Origin of the sequence: Dokdonia sp. Asnod3-C12, assembly GCF_045063975.1 — a bacterium.
GTDB lineage: Bacteria > Bacteroidota > Bacteroidia > Flavobacteriales > Flavobacteriaceae > Dokdonia.
Genome location: NZ_JBEFNY010000003.1, coordinates 2,088,123 through 2,104,959, shown reverse-complemented (window position 1 = coordinate 2,104,959; position 16,837 = coordinate 2,088,123). Strand labels below are relative to the sequence as shown.

11 protein-coding genes are annotated in these 16,837 nt (G+C 37.3%); 8 read left to right on the top strand and 3 right to left on the bottom strand.

What is annotated here, in order from left to right:
• Position 1 precedes the first annotated feature (1 nt).
• The 3 genes from ACJJVW_RS09565 (at position 2) to ACJJVW_RS09555 (ending at position 6,192) form a co-directional block, all read left to right on the top strand.
• A complete protein-coding gene (locus ACJJVW_RS09565) occupies positions 2-1,030 on the top strand; it encodes an isoaspartyl peptidase/L-asparaginase family protein (protein ID WP_405251506.1) in 1,029 nt (342 codons plus the stop codon).
• A gap of 1,614 nt (positions 1,031-2,644) precedes the next feature.
• Positions 2,645-5,494, top strand: a complete 2,850-nt coding sequence (gene polA / locus ACJJVW_RS09560; protein ID WP_405253092.1) for a DNA polymerase I — start codon at positions 2,645-2,647, stop codon at positions 5,492-5,494.
• Positions 5,476-6,192, top strand: coding sequence for a tetratricopeptide repeat protein (locus ACJJVW_RS09555; RefSeq protein WP_405251504.1), 717 nt, complete (start codon positions 5,476-5,478; stop codon positions 6,190-6,192). Before polA ends, ACJJVW_RS09555 begins: the two co-directional genes overlap by 19 nt.
• Before the next feature lie 112 nt (positions 6,193-6,304).
• Here the strand turns inward: ACJJVW_RS09555 and ACJJVW_RS09550 are convergent, their stop codons facing one another.
• Complete coding sequence (locus tag ACJJVW_RS09550) at positions 6,305-6,808, bottom strand: hypothetical protein (RefSeq protein ID WP_405251502.1); 504 nt, start codon at positions 6,806-6,808, stop codon at positions 6,305-6,307.
• Between the two features lie 349 nt (positions 6,809-7,157).
• Here ACJJVW_RS09550 and ACJJVW_RS09545 point away from each other — a divergent pair, with 349 nt between their 5' ends.
• Complete coding sequence (locus tag ACJJVW_RS09545) at positions 7,158-9,848, top strand: immunoglobulin domain-containing protein (RefSeq protein ID WP_405251500.1); 2,691 nt, start codon at positions 7,158-7,160, stop codon at positions 9,846-9,848.
• Positions 9,849-9,940: 92 nt separating this feature from the next.
• On the opposite strand, the gene ACJJVW_RS09540 is transcribed toward ACJJVW_RS09545, so the two are convergent.
• Positions 9,941-10,753 carry a hypothetical protein gene (locus ACJJVW_RS09540; RefSeq protein WP_405251498.1) on the bottom strand — a complete coding sequence of 271 codons (813 nt, stop codon included), beginning with the start codon at positions 10,751-10,753 and terminating at the stop codon, positions 9,941-9,943.
• A 120-nt stretch (positions 10,754-10,873) separates the two neighbouring features.
• Positions 10,874-13,567: a DUF5916 domain-containing protein gene (locus ACJJVW_RS09535; RefSeq protein ID WP_405251496.1), complete on the bottom strand. Its 2,694-nt coding sequence runs from the start codon at positions 13,565-13,567 to the stop codon at positions 10,874-10,876.
• Positions 13,568-13,858: 291 nt separating this feature from the next.
• Between ACJJVW_RS09535 and rplM the strand changes: the two genes are divergently transcribed.
• From rplM to tsf, 4 genes are all read left to right on the top strand, one after another.
• Positions 13,859-14,314, top strand: a complete 456-nt coding sequence (gene rplM, locus ACJJVW_RS09530; protein WP_013750176.1) for a 50S ribosomal protein L13 — start codon at positions 13,859-13,861, stop codon at positions 14,312-14,314.
• On the top strand, positions 14,315-14,701 hold the full coding sequence (gene rpsI, locus ACJJVW_RS09525; protein WP_298330084.1) for a 30S ribosomal protein S9: 387 nt from the start codon (positions 14,315-14,317) through the stop codon (positions 14,699-14,701).
• 209 nt (positions 14,702-14,910) lie between these two features.
• Positions 14,911-15,747, top strand: a complete 837-nt coding sequence (rpsB, locus tag ACJJVW_RS09520) for a 30S ribosomal protein S2 (protein ID WP_298330086.1) — start codon at positions 14,911-14,913, stop codon at positions 15,745-15,747.
• A gap of 91 nt (positions 15,748-15,838) precedes the next feature.
• The gene (tsf, locus tag ACJJVW_RS09515; protein WP_405251494.1) at positions 15,839-16,804 is read left to right on the top strand and encodes a translation elongation factor Ts; all 966 of its coding nucleotides are present in this window, start codon (positions 15,839-15,841) and stop codon (positions 16,802-16,804) included.
• The last annotated feature ends 33 nt before the right edge of the window (positions 16,805-16,837 follow it).

Genomic DNA, 16,837 nt, shown 5'->3' with positions numbered 1-16,837 from the left:
TATGAACAGAAGAAAATTTATAAATAAATCTGCAGTTGCGGGAGCTGGGATTGCCACAGGCGCAAGTTTGATGGCATGCAATGACCTAGGCACAAGCACTGGTGATGTGGATAATACCGCTTTCGCGAAAGCGCAAAAAGAAAATATCAAAAAACCATCTCCTATTGCCATTTGCACATGGGGCTTTTCTGGAGCTACAGCAAAAGCTGGCGAACTGCTAGACAATGGCACCTCTGCACTCGATGCAATTATAGCAGGCGTTGCTGTGGAAGAAGAAAATATAGAAAATACTACAGTAGGTATAGGAGCCACACCAGACAGAGATGGTAATGTCACGCTAGATGCCTGCGTGATGAATTCTGATGGAGACTGTGGAGCTGTGCTTGCAGTTGAAAATATTGTCAATGTCGCTGCCTTAGCCCGCAAGGTTATGGAAGAAACGCCGCACGTAATCTTAGCAGGAAAAGGCGCCGAAGAATTTGCTTATGAGCAGGGGTTCACGAAACAAAAACTACTCACAGAAGAACGCAAAGAAGCTTGGAAAGAATGGCTAAAAACTAGTAATTACAAACCTGAAATTAACATTGAGAATCACGACACCATAGGGATGCTAGCAATAGATAGCAGTGGTGATATTGCAGGCGCTTGTACTACATCTGGATTAGGTTATAAAATGAAAGGGCGTGTGGGAGACTCTCCCATTATAGGATCTGGGCTTTTTGTAGATAATGAAGTGGGTGGTGCTGTAGCAACAGGAATGGGAGAAGAAGTACTCAAGACAGTAGGAAGCTTTTTAATTGTAGAGTTAATGCGTTCCGGGATGTCACCACAGGCTGCTTGCGAAGAGGCAATCCATAGAATAATAAAGAAGGGAGCTCGTTATAAAGATTTTCAAATCGCATATATTGCTATGAATAAATCTGGCGAAACTGGAAGTCATTGCATTCATAAAGGATTTACGATGATGAGATATCAAAATGGTGAAAATGAGAACTTTTCGTCATCATATTATGAAAACAAGACGAATTAACATAAATTTTTAGACTACTTGTTAAAATAGATGTATTGCCCTTTATTCTCGGTGAACTACGCAAATTACAGTGATTTTAGTAAGAATCACAAAATTGAGGCTGAATATGACAATTCACCAATCACTGATTAACAGGAGGTTACACCATGCAACAGCACTTCATTTTATTTCAAGACAATATTCTATCTAAAGAATTGTTATATATTTGCGCAAGCCTATAAGGCAAAAAATATTTAAGACTGTTGTAATTGACTTTAAATAATCAATTATGATTTGGGGTGAAAGCCAAGCATTCTTGCTTGGCTTTCTTTATGCCCAAAAGTCAAGGATTGGCTTTCACAACAAATCATAACGGAGTCGCGAGTAGACAAGCTCTAATGCTAGTACGTTTTTTAAACGAGCGGTTTCATGTTGTACTCATCTTGCTTGGCTTCTACTGTGATTAAGGTTAAGTTCCAACACCCGATACGTTCATTTTTTTCATTGACAAAAAAACGAACCAAAAAAGTCTAGACTTAATCGAACTTTACTAAAAATTTCTTTCGTTGCGGCGCAAACTAAAAGCCATTAAAGAATTAGTCATATTCTGCTAACTTCGAAATATGACTAGTAAATAATAATTGTGAGGCTGTCGCTAGTTTACTTAACCCTCCACTTACTTCATTTTTTTTACGTAAAATTCGCTTAGGTCATTTAAAATGATTGTGAACTAAAATGTTTATTCTCAAAAATTATGGATTCAATTGTAGTTTTAAAAACAATAGTTTTCATTCCATTAATTGAGTCCTTTTCAAAGAAGTCGTTCATTTTTTTCATTGATAAAAAAAACGAACCAAAAAAGTCTAGACTTAATCGAACTTTACTAAAAATTTCTTTCGTTGCGGCGCAAACTAAAAGCCATTGATGATTTTGTCTTATTCTGCTGACTTCGAAATATGACTAGCAAATAATAATTGTGAGGCTATCGCTAGTTTGCTTTACCCTCCACTTACTTCATTTTTTTTACGTAAAATTCGCTTAGATCATTTAAAATAATTGTGAACTAAAATTTTAATTCTCAAAAAATTATGGATTCAATTGTAGTTTTTAAAAACAATAGTTTTCATTCCATTAATTGAGTCCTTTTCAAAGAAGTTGTTCATTTTTTTCATTGACAAAAAAAACGAACCAAAAAAGTCTAGACTTAACCGAACTTTACTAAAAATTTCCTTCGTTGCGGCGCAAACTAAAAGCCATAGATGATTTTGTCTTGTTCTGCTGACTTCGAAATATGACTAGCAAATAATAATTGTGAGGCTATCGCTAGTTTGCTTAACCCTACACTTACTTCATTTTTTACGTAAAATTCGCTTAGGTCTTTGAAAATAATTGCGAACTATAAAATGTTGATTCTTAAAAATGACGAATTCAAATAGCATCTACAAATTTCAACCACCCAATAAACGAGCGGTTTCATGTATTACTCTCCTTTCTTGGCTTTCTTTATTCCTTAAAAGCGAATAAAGTTTGGTGCTACTATTTATCAACACCGCTGCTATATCTAAGCACATCTTCTTACATTTGAGTTTTAGCCGTAATACGCTTTCGCGAAAGCGTAATTCAAAACAACTTCACGTGACCAATACCACCGAGAATACCCAGAAGAGATTATTTCTACTAGATGCATATGCGCTCATTTTTAGAGGATATTATGCGCTTATAAAAAACCCACGTATCACAAGCTCCGGAATGGATGTAAGTGCAATCATGGGATTTACTAATAGTCTCTTTGATGTTATAAAAAGAGAACGTCCAGATCACCTCGCAGTGGCCTTTGACAAAGGTGGAAGCTCTGCACGTGTTGAGGCTTTTGAAGATTACAAAGCAAACCGCGATGAAACTCCAGAGGCAATACGCATTGCGATTCCTCATATCCAAGAGATTCTTAAGGCTATGCATATACCTATCATTGAGCGTCAGGGTGTGGAAGCAGATGACCTTATAGGAACCCTATCTAAGCAAGCCGAAAAGGAAGGTTTCAAGGTGTACATGGTCACACCAGATAAGGATTATGCACAGCTAGTATCTGAAAATATATTTATGTACAAGCCTGCCCGAATGGGTAACGGTATAGAAATCTGGGGTATTCCAGAGGTGCAAAAACGTTTTGAAGTAGAAAACCCGCTACAGGTAATTGATTACCTAGGTATGATGGGTGACGCGTCTGACAATATACCTGGACTGCCAGGTGTAGGTGATAAAACGGCAAAGAAATTTATAGCTGCATACGGATCTATGGAGGGTTTACTGGCAAATACAGATAAGCTCAAGGGTAAGATGAAGGAGAAAGTTATAGAAAATGCCGAATTAGGCTTACTTTCAAAAAAACTAGCGACTATCATGCTAGATTGCGACGTGACTTTTAACGCAAAAGACTACGAACTTTCTGAACCAGATGCCGAGGCAGTGGGGAAAAAGTTTGAAGAGCTTGAATTCCGCCGAATGAAGGATCAGTTTATCAAAATATTTTCTGGAGAAGCAGATCAAGGAACGCAAGTTTCTTCTACACCTTCGGCTAAGAAAGCGGTTGCTTCTAGTGCTGGAGCTGGTCAGTTTTCATTATTTGGTGGTGATAGCGGAGCGACTGCTGCGGCAGTTTCAGATGCGTCAACACGAAAGACTATAAAAGACACGAACCATTTTTATCAGAAAATTGATAGTCCGCTTGCGCGAAAATTATTTATACAAAACCTCAACAATCAGTCTTCTGTTTGTTTTGACACAGAAACTACAGGTCTCGATCCGCTTGTTGCAGAACTAGTAGGGATTGCTTTTTCATGGGAAGCAGGAAAAGGATACTACATTCCTTTTCCGGAAAGTAAAGAAGAAGCTCAGGTACTTATAGAAGAGTTGAGACCTTTCTTTGAAAATACCGAAATTGAAAAGATAGGACAGAATTTAAAATACGATATCAAAGTACTTGCTAAGTATAATGTAAAGGTAAGAGGAAAACTCTTTGACACCATGCTAGCACATTATCTCATCAATCCAGATATGCGTCATAATATGGACGTGCTAGCGGAGACCTATCTTAACTACACACCTGTTTCTATCACAGAACTTATAGGGAAGAAAGGAAAGAACCAGAAATCGATGCGCGATGTTTCTATAGATGATCAAACAGAATATGCAGTAGAGGATGCAGATATTACTTTACAACTTAAACATCATTTTGAAAAAGAGCTAGATGAGGCTGGTACTCGAAAGCTATTTGATGATATTGAAATTCCGTTATTACGTGTGCTAGCGGCTATGGAAGTAGAAGGAATCAATCTTGATGTATCTTTCTTACAAAGCCTTTCTGGTGATCTCAATGCAGATATAGAGCGTCTTACATCAGAAATTTTCGCGGAAGCGGGAGAAGAATTTAATATAGGTTCACCTAAGCAGTTGGGTGAGATATTATTTGACAAAATGAAACTTGTCGACAAGCCTAAAAAGACAAAAACTGGGCAGTACTCTACTGCCGAAGATGTGCTATCGTACCTCGCAAAAGATCACGACATCATCCAGAAAGTACTAGACTATCGCGGCTTATCAAAATTAAAATCTACCTATGTAGACGCACTACCAGAGCAAGTAGCTCATGATGGACGTGTGCATACAGATTACATGCAAACGGTTGCAGCTACGGGACGTTTGAGCTCAAACAATCCTAACTTACAGAATATTCCAATTCGTACAGAACGTGGCCGTCAAGTGCGTAAGGCTTTTGTGCCTAGAGATGAAAACCACACCCTACTTGCTGCCGATTATTCTCAAATAGAACTGCGCATTATTGCCGCGTTAAGTGAGGAGGAGAACATGATCCAAGCATTTACAGACGGAGAAGACATTCACGCTAGTACGGCTGCCAAAGTTTTTAATGTGCCACTAGAAGAAGTTACTCGCGAGCAACGTAGTAATGCGAAGACGGTAAACTTTGGGATTATATACGGAGTGTCTGCCTTTGGACTTTCTAACCAGACCGATTTATCTCGTGGCGAGGCAAAAGAACTTATAGATAACTATTATAAATCATACCCAAAACTACGCAACTACATGAGCGAGCTTGTTGAGTTTGCGAGAGAAAATGGTTATGTAAAAACAGTATTAGACCGTCGCCGTTACCTTAATGGTATTAACTCCAGCAACGGAGTTGTGCGAGGCGCAGCCGAGCGAAATGCGGTGAATGCACCTATACAAGGAAGTGCTGCAGATATTATTAAAATCGCGATGATTAATATTTTTGAAAAACTAGAAAACAGCGACTACAAAACAAAGATGCTTCTTCAAGTACATGATGAACTTGTTTTTGATGTTCCTAATGACGAACTAGATGCCATTAAAGAGCTAATCAAGACAGAAATGGAAAGTGCCTTTACAATGGCGGTACCGCTCGATGTTGAGGTTGGATTAGGACAAAATTGGCTAGAGGCGCATTAGAGTTAAGTCACATGCAAAGATTTTCAATTATTTTATTAACCTTATTAGTTTTCAGCTCTTGCGATATAAGAAGTGCAGATGATTACTTCGATGAGGCTTTTGATCTAGAAGAAGATGGCAAATATGAAGAAGCTATAGGGCTTCTGAATAAAGCTATTAACAAAAGACGAAACTTTCGACCAGCATTAATTAATCGCGGTGCTGACAAATCTATGATTGGTGATTTTGAAGGCGCAATTGAGGACTACAAACTTATTCTTGCATTTGATCCCAAAAACACTATGGTCTTAAACAATATTGGCAATAATTTTAAGCGCCTTGAAAAGTATCAGATAGCGATAAATTATTATAACGAAGCTCTTAAAACAGAAGGTGCCATAAAAAGTGATAGTATAAGACTATTTATTAATTATGCAGGTAGATGGGACAGTGATTCTGACTACCGTGTAAAAGATTTTGAAATAATACACGAAAGAGGAATAGCTCATTTATATCTCAATAATTATAATTCTGGCATAGAAGATTTAAAAACCTCAATAAAATATGGATTTGAAATTGGGAATAGCCACAGCTGGCTGGGTCAAACATTTCTCAAATTAAATGACACATTAAATGCCCGAAAACATTTAAAAGAGGCTGTAACCTATGGATTTATTGATGCGGAAAAATTATTAAAAGGTTTAAAAAAAAGTGAATAGATTAGTCTACAATATTAGAAAAATAGAGTATTAATATTTTTTTACAATGACAAAATCCCAAACATCTTACGATGTTTGGGATTTTGTCATTGTACTATTTTATATTTTCTAGTTACTCTCTCACGTAAGTAGATATTGCCATTGTATCGTCAAAACCTCCCGAAGGTGCATTATTTAATAAATCCCTAGTAAGTGTTTCTTCAAATCTTAAAGTGTCCCTATCTACAGAAAGCGTTCCTACTACACCATTATTAATAGTTACTGTTCTCTCGTTTTGAATATATGACGGAGGGCTTACATAATTTACTACAACTAAGCATACAAACTCATTCAGGTGTCCGTTACCATCATCGTCAACACAGGTAGTAATAGGATAAGGTGGTATCACCGTGTTATCTGTGCTAAAATTAATCTGTTGCGGACTCAAAACTGCTCCGTTTTCTTCCAATAGGTTGGTAGAAAAAATACCATCATTATTTAAGTCTAACGGTACCGTAAGGTCGTAAGATATTTGTCTGTACACGCCTCCCTTAATGCTGTCTTTCTTATTCACATCATCATCACCACAGCTAGATAAGCAAAGAGATACTAGGCAAAAAATAATAGTCCGTTTCATAATTAAATTTACGATTTCAAATATATAGCGTTCTATCGTTAGATTATTAAGTAAGCATGAATAATTTTAACATTTTACTCAAATCTGTTAGTTATAAAACTTGATAAATTTTAAAAACCAGTTAATCATCAGAAGAACTAGCTTTCTTTTTACGCTTTCGCGAAAGTGTAAAAAGAAAAAACCCCAAATTCTTATTACTAAGAATTTGGGGTTTTTGTTTTAAATGCTAACCCATAGTTACGTAAAATAAGACTTACGGCAAACCATTTAATAGCTAGCTAACAAAAACCTCAAATACGTAAGTAAATTCCTCAATAAAATTATACTTTAGCGTTTCTAAACATCAATCATGAAAAAAATCAACTTACTAATCATTTGTTTGTTAGTCTTTCAGCTAGCAAATTCACAAACTAATCTAATTACCAATGGAGACTTAGAAAATTGGTCTTCTACTTCATTAGACAATTGGCAAAGTCAAGAGGGATCTATTTCTCAAGAACTTGTAGAACTCACTAGCGGCGCAAGTAGTGCCCTATTTGTAGATGGCGACACTACTCCCAGGCTTCTCGCATTAAACTTCCCTGTAGAGGCAGGAAAAACCTATACTTTGAGCTATGATTTTAAAGTAAAAACAGGATCTAGTAATTTTGGACAACAGGTTATCGGGACTAAGTATGGAGGAGCAGACTTTTCTCCTTACACCTCAAGTAGCCGTATACCTCAAAATTTTGACTGGAATACTAGAGAAGTAGAAATAGAAGTTACAGAAACTGAAGACTGGCAGTTTGAAATAAGTCTCGGTAATTTTATTGATGAGGCATTTGAGGTATATATAGATAATATATCATTTACAGAGGTAATACCAGAGCCAGATCGAGATGCACTAATTGCAATATATAATGCATTAGATGGACCTAACTGGACAAATACATGGGATTTAGATGCTCCTTACACACAATGGTACGGAGTATCATATGATCAAACAACATATAAAGTAACAAGACTTGCCCTTTTCAACAATAATCTCTCTGGCGAAATCCCTGAAGAAATAGGACAACTTGACGCTATATCAGAACTCTACTTAGGTAGAAATTCGAATATTACAGGAGCTTTTCCACAGGCTATATTTGAACTACAAAATTTAATTGCCTTATCATTAGACAATACAGCAAATTTTAATGAACAATTACCTCTAGGCCTGTTTGAGATGCCCAATCTAGCATTTATAAGTTTAAAAGGCTGTGGGTTTACAGGGGAGTTACCTGAAACAATAACAAATGGGGCTCAAATAGCTCGTTTAGATTTGAGCTTCAATAATCTTACAGGGTCATTACCTCAAGATTATGGTAATTATACATCATTACAATATTTAGATTTAGAGAGAAATAACTTAGAGGGTGTGGTTCCTGATTTATCAAGCTTAACCGCCCTCACTCAACTGAAACTGCGAAGTAATAATTTTACTGGTGTTTTTCCTCAATATATATTTCAATTTGAACAATTATTCAGTCTCGACATGTCAGGCAATGATTTCGAAGCTTTTTCTTTACCAGATGACGCATTTTCAAACTTGCAAATTATTAGATCGCTGTGGCTAGGAGAAGTTTCATTACAAGGTTCTCTACCAAGTAGCATTGAAGATTTACCAAATTTAGAAATAGCTGTTTTTAGTGGGAATAACTTAAGTGGCGTGATTCCGCAAATTGCGAGTCCAAATTTCAATTTTCTAGCTCTAGGCGAAAATAATTATGTTTTTGATGATTTAATTCCTGGAGTAGATTATTACAATGAAACTACAACTCTAACCTACAGCAATCAAAAGAAATTAAATCAAGAAGAGGAGATCTCAATAATGAATGATCCCATTACCCTATCTGTAACGGGGGTGCCAAATATGAATAATACATTTCAATGGTTAAAAAACGGCTCCCCTATTGAGGACGCTACATCTCCTTCATTTACAATAGAAAATCCGAGCTCGTTAGATGCGGGGATTTATACATGTGAGGTTAGTAACTCAATAATTACTGACCTCATACTTACTCGTAATAACATAACACTTACTGGAGGTACTTTACCAGAACCAGACAGAGAAGCTCTCATCGCTTTATATAATGCAACAGATGGAGAAAACTGGAGTACTACTTGGGACTTGACTCAAGGATATGATACTTGGTTTGGAATCACTACAGATGATCAAAACAAAGTAACTCGCATAAACTTACCTGATAATAATCTTGTAGGTACCATACCTTCAGAATTAGCAGACCTAGATGCTCTAAGAGACTTGGTGATAAGTAATAATGAAATAAGTGGTGTAATCCCACAGTCACTAACTGCGCTCGAGCTCTTAAGCACACTAGATGTCGCTATCAATAAATTATCTGGTGATATTCCATTATTAAATTTATCAAGACTTAGCTTTTTTGCACTTAATGACAATGAGTATATTTTTGAAAACCTAGAACCTGCAATAGACTACTATCCGTCTGGAGGACCTTTAATTTTCAATTATATAGGACAAGCAAACATTGATGACGAGCAAACTTTAGCAATCACAGAAGGAGAAGCTGTGACACTCTCTTTAACTGGAACTTCAAGCGCTACAAACACTTATGAGTGGTTTAAAGACGGTAATCTAATTAATGGTGCAGCAGAGGCAGATTTTACAATAAATAGCCTTGTAGTTGAAGATTCTGGAGCATATACCTGTGAAGTAAAAAACATTGAGGTACCTAACCTTACACTTACTAGAAATACTATTACACTCGATATAACTTTAGGTGTAAATGATAATGACTTTTCTAATAGTGTTTCTATTACATCAAATGCTAAAGAAAAGCAACTAAGCATTGAAACGAACGCAAACTTACAAAGGGAAGTTAGCCTTACCATTTATAATTTAGTTGGCCAAATAGTGGTTTCCACTTCGTTTATTGAAGCTACAACCTTACCTACCTCGACGTGGAGTAGTGGTATTTATGTTGTTAAGCTACAATCTGAAAATACTATTGTAACTAGAAAGGTGCTCATAAAATAATTATGCTTTCGCGAAAGCATAAATAGAAAAACCCCAAATTCTTATCAGTAAGAATTTGGGGTTTTTGTTTAAAGAATATTTAAATGTCCAACTTATCGATACGCTTTATAAAGCACAACTATCTGATTAGTTCTATCGCCAGTTGCTGCACTAATAAAACGATCTACATTAATTGTAAATCCATCTGTATCAAAACTATCTAGAGAAGCCCTTATAAAGCCTTCTTGGCTAGTACCGCTCGACCCACCACTTGTACCATTATCAGAAAGTGGCGATCCATTATTATTAACAAAATAAGCTGCTATACAATAGTCTTCTGAAGCATAAGTACCTATGTTATTAATACTTGAACCACTAAAAGCATTAGAAATCACTTGTTGATCTATCATACCAGAGGCTCCATTGATTGCATAACCAGTAGTCATTCCTCCAGCCATTCTTATATCGTTTGAATTATTGGTGCCAGATCTAGCTGTACCTTCATCAAAACCTTGCACCCTATTTACAGCTGTAAATTCCACAGAACTAGGCTCAAAACCTACTCCTGTAACATTAATTACTCCAGAGCCATCTATGAGAATCTTACCAAAACGTACCGAACTTTGGTTTACTCGTGCTACTTGATTCCACTGACTATCTTGCCAAAAATAAAATCCTTTTGAAGTTAAAGCACCATGACCTGTATTGTACACCATAGTACCTTCTATGAGATTAGGTCCATTAGGATTTACTACAGTCGTAACATCGGAAATGGAATTTAAATCCACACGCGGGATTAGAAGACCACTATTACTACTTGTTATATCAAGAGCTGCATAAGGTGACACTGTCCCTACACCTACTTGAGCATAAGTAGTTTTAACTAGTAAACTAACAATTAATAAAAATAAAGGGGTGAATTTCATAAATGTTCTTTTGATGCTAAGCTATACGTTTATACACTAATAGAAATTTTTATTAAGAAATTCTTAAACTTAAAAAACCAAGAACTCGACGTAAGGCTTTAACAAGCAGACAAAAGACAGTTACAACACAAAACGGTACGTCCACTTCACTAAAAACGTATTTCTAATTTGCTGTCCTAGCACCTGACTATCAAAAGCTTCCGTTAGATTTTCTCTAGAAGACGCTCCTCCTTCTATTCCTTGTGACCAAACTAAAAATACTTCTGAGCCGGGGATGTATTCCCACCTTGCCACAAGGTTAGAACGAAACTGCACAAAATTGAAATCTGGATTACCAAAACTATAGTCTGCAGTACCATCTACATCTTCATCTATGGCATAGCCTCCGTCTATCTCACTTATTTGATTCTGATTAAATAGTGTAACTCGCTCGTTTAGATTTTCATTATCACTATCTGCTACAAAATTGAAATTAGTATAAGTTCCTTTAGCAATAAATGGCTGCGCATAATACTGTATCGTAAAGTTAGGATTGATATTGTAATTAATACGTAATGTCGCACTTAGCGTTTCTTGCTCAATCTCTCCAGTTATGTATCTCGTCCCAAAAGTAGCAGGCGCATAAGCTTGTTGTGACACATATTGTGTTTTATTGGGGTTCATCTCATATTCTGTAGAAAGTGATAAACTCAACGCATCAAGTGGCTGGTAGTTGAGACGCAACTCATATCTATTTAAGGAGAAGTTATCTTGTTTTGCCTGAGAATTTACATATATCGCGATAGCACTTAATTTCTTACGTTGATCTGTACCTACCGCAGCAAAGTAAAAGTTCTCTTCATTAAATCTCCAGCGTGGTCCACCACGTAAGAAGGAGTTAATAAATATGCGAGGCTTGTGAGCACCTCCTACTTCTGTAAACCAGTTATTTTTCCAGTTAATCTCTGCTCTACCTTCGTATTGAATACGGTTAAAGTTTCCATCAAAGTCGTATTGCGTAGTTTGCTCTACACCCACATTTGCCTGTCTATACCAAGAAGTTGAGTTATTCCAGAAGCGTCTTACACTCGCAAACTGTACAATTCTATCTGCACGACGCAAGAAACCTATGTCGTTGAGCTCTAACCCTGGAGATCTCCAGTTTCCTCCTAGTTCGTATCTCCACTTACCGCTCCCTCTACCTATAGCAAGATTACCACCTGTTCCAGACAAGCTTGTTGCATCTGTATCTACTTCTAGATGCTTTGCATCTACTCGCTGATATAGATGTGTAAGCGACGTCTGCGTATTTAAAATAGCTTGAGAAGCTCCATTTACACGACTTATAATACCACGACCTTCTATATAATATTTACGGTCTTTCCAGTTATGTCTAAAATCAATTCCTCCAGTATAAGCTTGCGTGTGGAGAAAATCTAGACTGCGTTCCATATCTCTGTGAGTTGTGGTAAATATTCCACCTACAAAAGAGTTACGGTCATTAAAATCTTTTTGAACGCGACCTACAAAATAATTAGTGAGTGGCTCTACCAGCTCTTTACGCTTCTCCCCTAGAAGTCCATCTAGATCGAGAGGCGATGTAATCTCTTCCCGATCATCTAGTTCAATCTCGGCAAATTCTTTTCCTGTCACACTTTCTAGCACGCCTATAGTCCAGCCATCCTTTGTTTTACCACTAAACTTTGCTGCTCCTAATATGGTAGTGTTGGTAGGAAAATCTTCATACTCTCCTTTTGAAGCATCAAACGTGGTTCCTCCTTGTGGAGTGCGCCCTATACGTCTTGGAAAAAATACATTATCTGCTCCACCGCCTACTCTAAAATCAAAGACACTCTTATTTTCCACAAAGAAAGGACGACGTTCTTCAAAAAATATTTCAAATCCGTCTAATGCAATAGCACCTGGGTCTGCATCTACTTGTCCAAAATCTGGATTAACCGTAAGGTCAAGTGTCAAGTCATTAGTTATTCCAATTTTTGCATCAAGCCCTACATTTCCGCCAAAATCATCTCCATCTCTAAAGGGATTACCCGCCTCTTCCTCAAATGTATCGTACTGACCTAATACAAATGGCTGTATTTCTAATTGTTTCTGCGGCTTGATTCCTTTAATTCCTCGCAGTTCTCCGAACTCACTTACCCATCCCGGAGGATTTGCAGGTAGCGGTTGCCAGGTAGAACGCTCTTCATTTGCAAAGTAACGTCTTGTAGATTGTATACCCCAAGTTTGCACATCTTCTGCACTAAAGCGTAGCTGACTCAGAGGTATACGCATTTCTGCCGTCCAGCCCTGTTCATCTTCTCCCGTGGCTAAATACCAAATAGGATTCCAGCTGCTATCAAAGTTGCCATTGTTTGACACAAACTCATCGCCTTTTACTCCAGAAGCAGAGGCCGTAAAAGAAAATGCCGTACGGTCGTCGTTATAACTATCTATATTAATCTCTACCCAATCACCCGGAAAATCGTCTCGACGTCCTAGCCTTCTCTCTATTTTAGATTTATCACTTTCAAGACAATGAAAAGCCACATAAAGATTTTTATCATCATAAGTGATTTTCATTTTAGTCTGCTTAGTAGGAGGTGTACCCACATCTGGCTCAAACTGTAAGTAATCTGTAGACCACTCCACATTATTCCATGCAGCATCAGAGAGGTCTCCATCTATATTTGGAGCTTCACCATTAATGGCAATTGTGTTGTACACCTTCCTAGGTATGGCAGTTTCAGTTGCTTCTGTTTGGGCAACTACATTAAGGGAACTTAGAAAAAGGAGCGCGATTACTGCTCTGAGTTGATTGATTTTAGGTAACATTGGTTTGGTTTTGATTGATTTACTAGAAAGACTTCAATCATCTCAATATGTGACAACAACTTCCTTCTTTTAAGGTTTTATTAACACAATGTATCGGGTTACGCTTTCGCGAAAGCGTGAAAATCACAATTAGTAGTACTCATCTACACCTTTATAATAGGACATATAAGGCTTATAAAAAGATCAATATAAAATATAGTCAGACAGACGTTTGTGTGATAAATAAATTTATGTACTTTTGCAAACCCGTTTTTAGGCGGGAAATGGAATGTTTAATTAAAATTAATTAGTGTGGACGCATTAAGTTACAAAACAGTATCTGCAAACAAAGCTACCGTAAACAAGGAGTGGGTTTTGATAGATGCAGACGGACAAACGCTAGGTCGTATGTCTTCTATCGTAGCTAAGTTTTTACGCGGTAAGTACAAGCCAAGTTTTACACCTCACGTAGATTGTGGAGATAACGTTGTTATCATAAACGCTGCAAAGGTGCAATTATCAGGAAACAAGTGGACGGAAAAATCATATATCCGTCACACAGGTTATCCAGGTGGGCAACGTAGTCTTACAGCGAGAGAGCTTTACGATAAAGATCCTACACGTGTAGTAGAAGCTGCCGTGAAAGGGATGTTACCAAAAAACAAATTGGGGAGTGCTATCTTCCGTAACCTTAAAGTGTATGCAGGTGCAGAACACGATCAGGAAGCGCAGAAGCCTCGTGCCATTAACCTAAACGAAATTAAGTAAATGGAGACTTTACACAAAATCGGTCGTCGTAAGACCGCAGTAGCTCGTGTTTACCTTTCTGACGGAACAGGAAACATCACTATTAACAAAAAAGAACTGAACAACTACTTCCCTACAGGAACACTTCAGTACAAAGTAAACCAACCACTTGTTATGACTAACAATGAAGGTAACTTTGATATTAAAGTAAACGTTTACGGTGGTGGTATTACTGGTCAAGCTGAGGCTATCAGACTTGCTCTTTCTAGAGCAATGTGTGAACTAGACGCAGAAAATCGTCTTATCCTTAAGCCAGAAGGACTTCTTACTCGTGACCCAAGAATGGTGGAACGTAAGAAATTTGGTCAGAAGAAAGCACGTAAGAAATTCCAATTCTCTAAGCGTTAATATATCGCTATACTCGCAATGCCTTTTGGCTTTTTACGAGTATGAATTGAAACTGATTACTATCAAAATTTAAAAATTAATTGAAATGTTGTCGTTGCTTATTATGTTTTTGCCCAAGCAAAATCTTAGTAAGGTTAGTTTAGCATCTAAACTTCGTGAACTCGAAGTTGCTAATTTTAATGTCCAACGGAACGTAAACTATTACAAAAATGGCAAACAACATCGAAATAAAAGAATTGCTTGATGCAGGTGTACACTTTGGACACCTCACAAGAAGATGGGATCCTAACATGGCACCGTATATCTATATGGAGCGCAATGGGATACACATCATCAATCTTTATAAAACTGCAGCAAAGATAGAAGAGACTTGCGAGGCTCTTCAAAAGATTGCTGCTTCTGGTAGAAAAATACTTTTTGTAGCTACCAAAAAACAAGCTAAAGATATCGTAGCTGAAAAAGCTCGTAACGCAAACATGCCTTACATCACAGAAAGATGGCCTGGTGGAATGCTTACGAACTTTGTTACAATCCGTAAAGCGATTAAGAAAATGCAAACGATCGACCAGATGAAAAAAGATGGTCGTTTTGATACACTTTCAAAGAAAGAAAAATTACAAACAGACCGTTTACGTGCAAAACTTGATAAGAACTTAGGTTCTATTGCAGATATGACACGTCTTCCAGGAGCACTATTTGTAGTAGATATCAAGCGTGAGCATATCGCGATTAAAGAAGCTCAAAAATTAAACATTCCAATTTTTGCAATGGTGGATACTAACTCTGACCCACGTCAAGTTGATTATCTTATACCTGCAAATGATGATGCTTCTAAATCTATCGATAAAATCGTAGGTTTTGTTTCTGAAGCTGTTAGTGCTGGACTTGCAGATCGCAAAGCTGGTAAAGACGCAGAAAAAGAAGGTGATGATTCTCCAAAAGCTGAAAAGAAAGCTAAAAAAGCAGACGCTCCAAAGGCAGAAGCAAAAGCTCCTAAAGCTGAGGCTGCAAAAGCACCTGTAGCGGCTAGCGAAGAAGAAGAATAATAACTATTTGATAATACTTAAAAGTCGTCTACTTCTTTTCTTTGTTGAAAACGAATAGACGACTTTTTTCAATTTTAAAACCTTATATATCATGGCAAACATTACCGCCGCAGACGTAAAGAAATTAAGAGAAGCTACTGGAGCTGGAATGATGGACTGTAAAAAAGCCCTTGTTGAAGCAGAAGGTAACTTTGATGATGCAATCACTGTACTTCGCAAAAAAGGACAGAAAGTTGCAGAAAAGAGAGCAGATAGAGATTCTTCTGAAGGTGTAGTTATTGCAAAAATTAATGCAGATAACACACGCGGAGTTGTTGTATCACTTAACTGTGAGACTGACTTTGTAACAAAGAATGATTCTTTTATTGAGCTAGCAAACAAAATGGGAGATATCGCATTAAGCGTAAACTCTAAAGAAGAAATGCTTGCTGCAGATTTTGACGGAATGACGGTTACAGAAAAGCTTATTGAGCAAACTGGTGTCATAGGTGAGAAAATCGAAATAGGAGGTTATGAGACATTAGAAGCTCCTTTTGTAGGTTCTTATGTACATGGCAACAAAATAGGTGCCCTAGTAGGTCTTAGCACTGCTACAGATAATGCTGAGGACGTTGCAAAGAGTGTATCTATGCAAGTAGCATCTATGGGAGCAAATACGCTTTCTTACAAAGATTTTGACGCTGCATTTGTAGCATCAGAAACTGAGGCACGTATTGCTGCTATCGAAAAGGACAATATCGAGCTAGGCCGTCTTGGGAAGACTCTTAAGAACGTTCCTTCTTACATCTCTATGTCACAACTTACTGAAGAAGTAATGGCACAAGCAGAGGCAGATATTAAAGAACAATTAAAAGCAGAAGGTAAGCCAGAGAAAATCTGGGATAACATTGTACCTGGTAAAGTAGCTCGTTTTGTTGCAGACAACACGACTCTTGATCACGAGCAAGCGTTACTTGACCAACGTTTTATTATGGATGAAAGCCAGAACGTAGCAGAATTTGTTGCTTCAAAAGGTGATGCATCTGTAGTAGCTTTTAAAAGAGTTTCTCTAGCCTAATCGCTTTACAAACTTTATTGATATTAAAAACGC

Coding starts and splice junctions, on each gene's coding strand:
- ACJJVW_RS09565 (WP_405251506.1), top strand. CDS start 2: ATGAACAGAAGAAAATTTATAAATAAATCTGCAGTTGCGGGAGCTGGG.
- ACJJVW_RS09550 (WP_405251502.1), bottom strand. CDS start 6,808: ATGAAACGGACTATTATTTTTTGCCTAGTATCTCTTTGCTTATCTAGC.
- ACJJVW_RS09545 (WP_405251500.1), top strand. CDS start 7,158: ATGAAAAAAATCAACTTACTAATCATTTGTTTGTTAGTCTTTCAGCTA.
- ACJJVW_RS09540 (WP_405251498.1), bottom strand. CDS start 10,753: ATGAAATTCACCCCTTTATTTTTATTAATTGTTAGTTTACTAGTTAAA.
- ACJJVW_RS09535 (WP_405251496.1), bottom strand. CDS start 13,567: ATGTTACCTAAAATCAATCAACTCAGAGCAGTAATCGCGCTCCTTTTT.
- rpsI (WP_298330084.1), top strand. CDS start 14,315: ATGGAGACTTTACACAAAATCGGTCGTCGTAAGACCGCAGTAGCTCGT.
- rpsB (WP_298330086.1), top strand. CDS start 14,911: ATGGCAAACAACATCGAAATAAAAGAATTGCTTGATGCAGGTGTACAC.
- tsf (WP_405251494.1), top strand. CDS start 15,839: ATGGCAAACATTACCGCCGCAGACGTAAAGAAATTAAGAGAAGCTACT.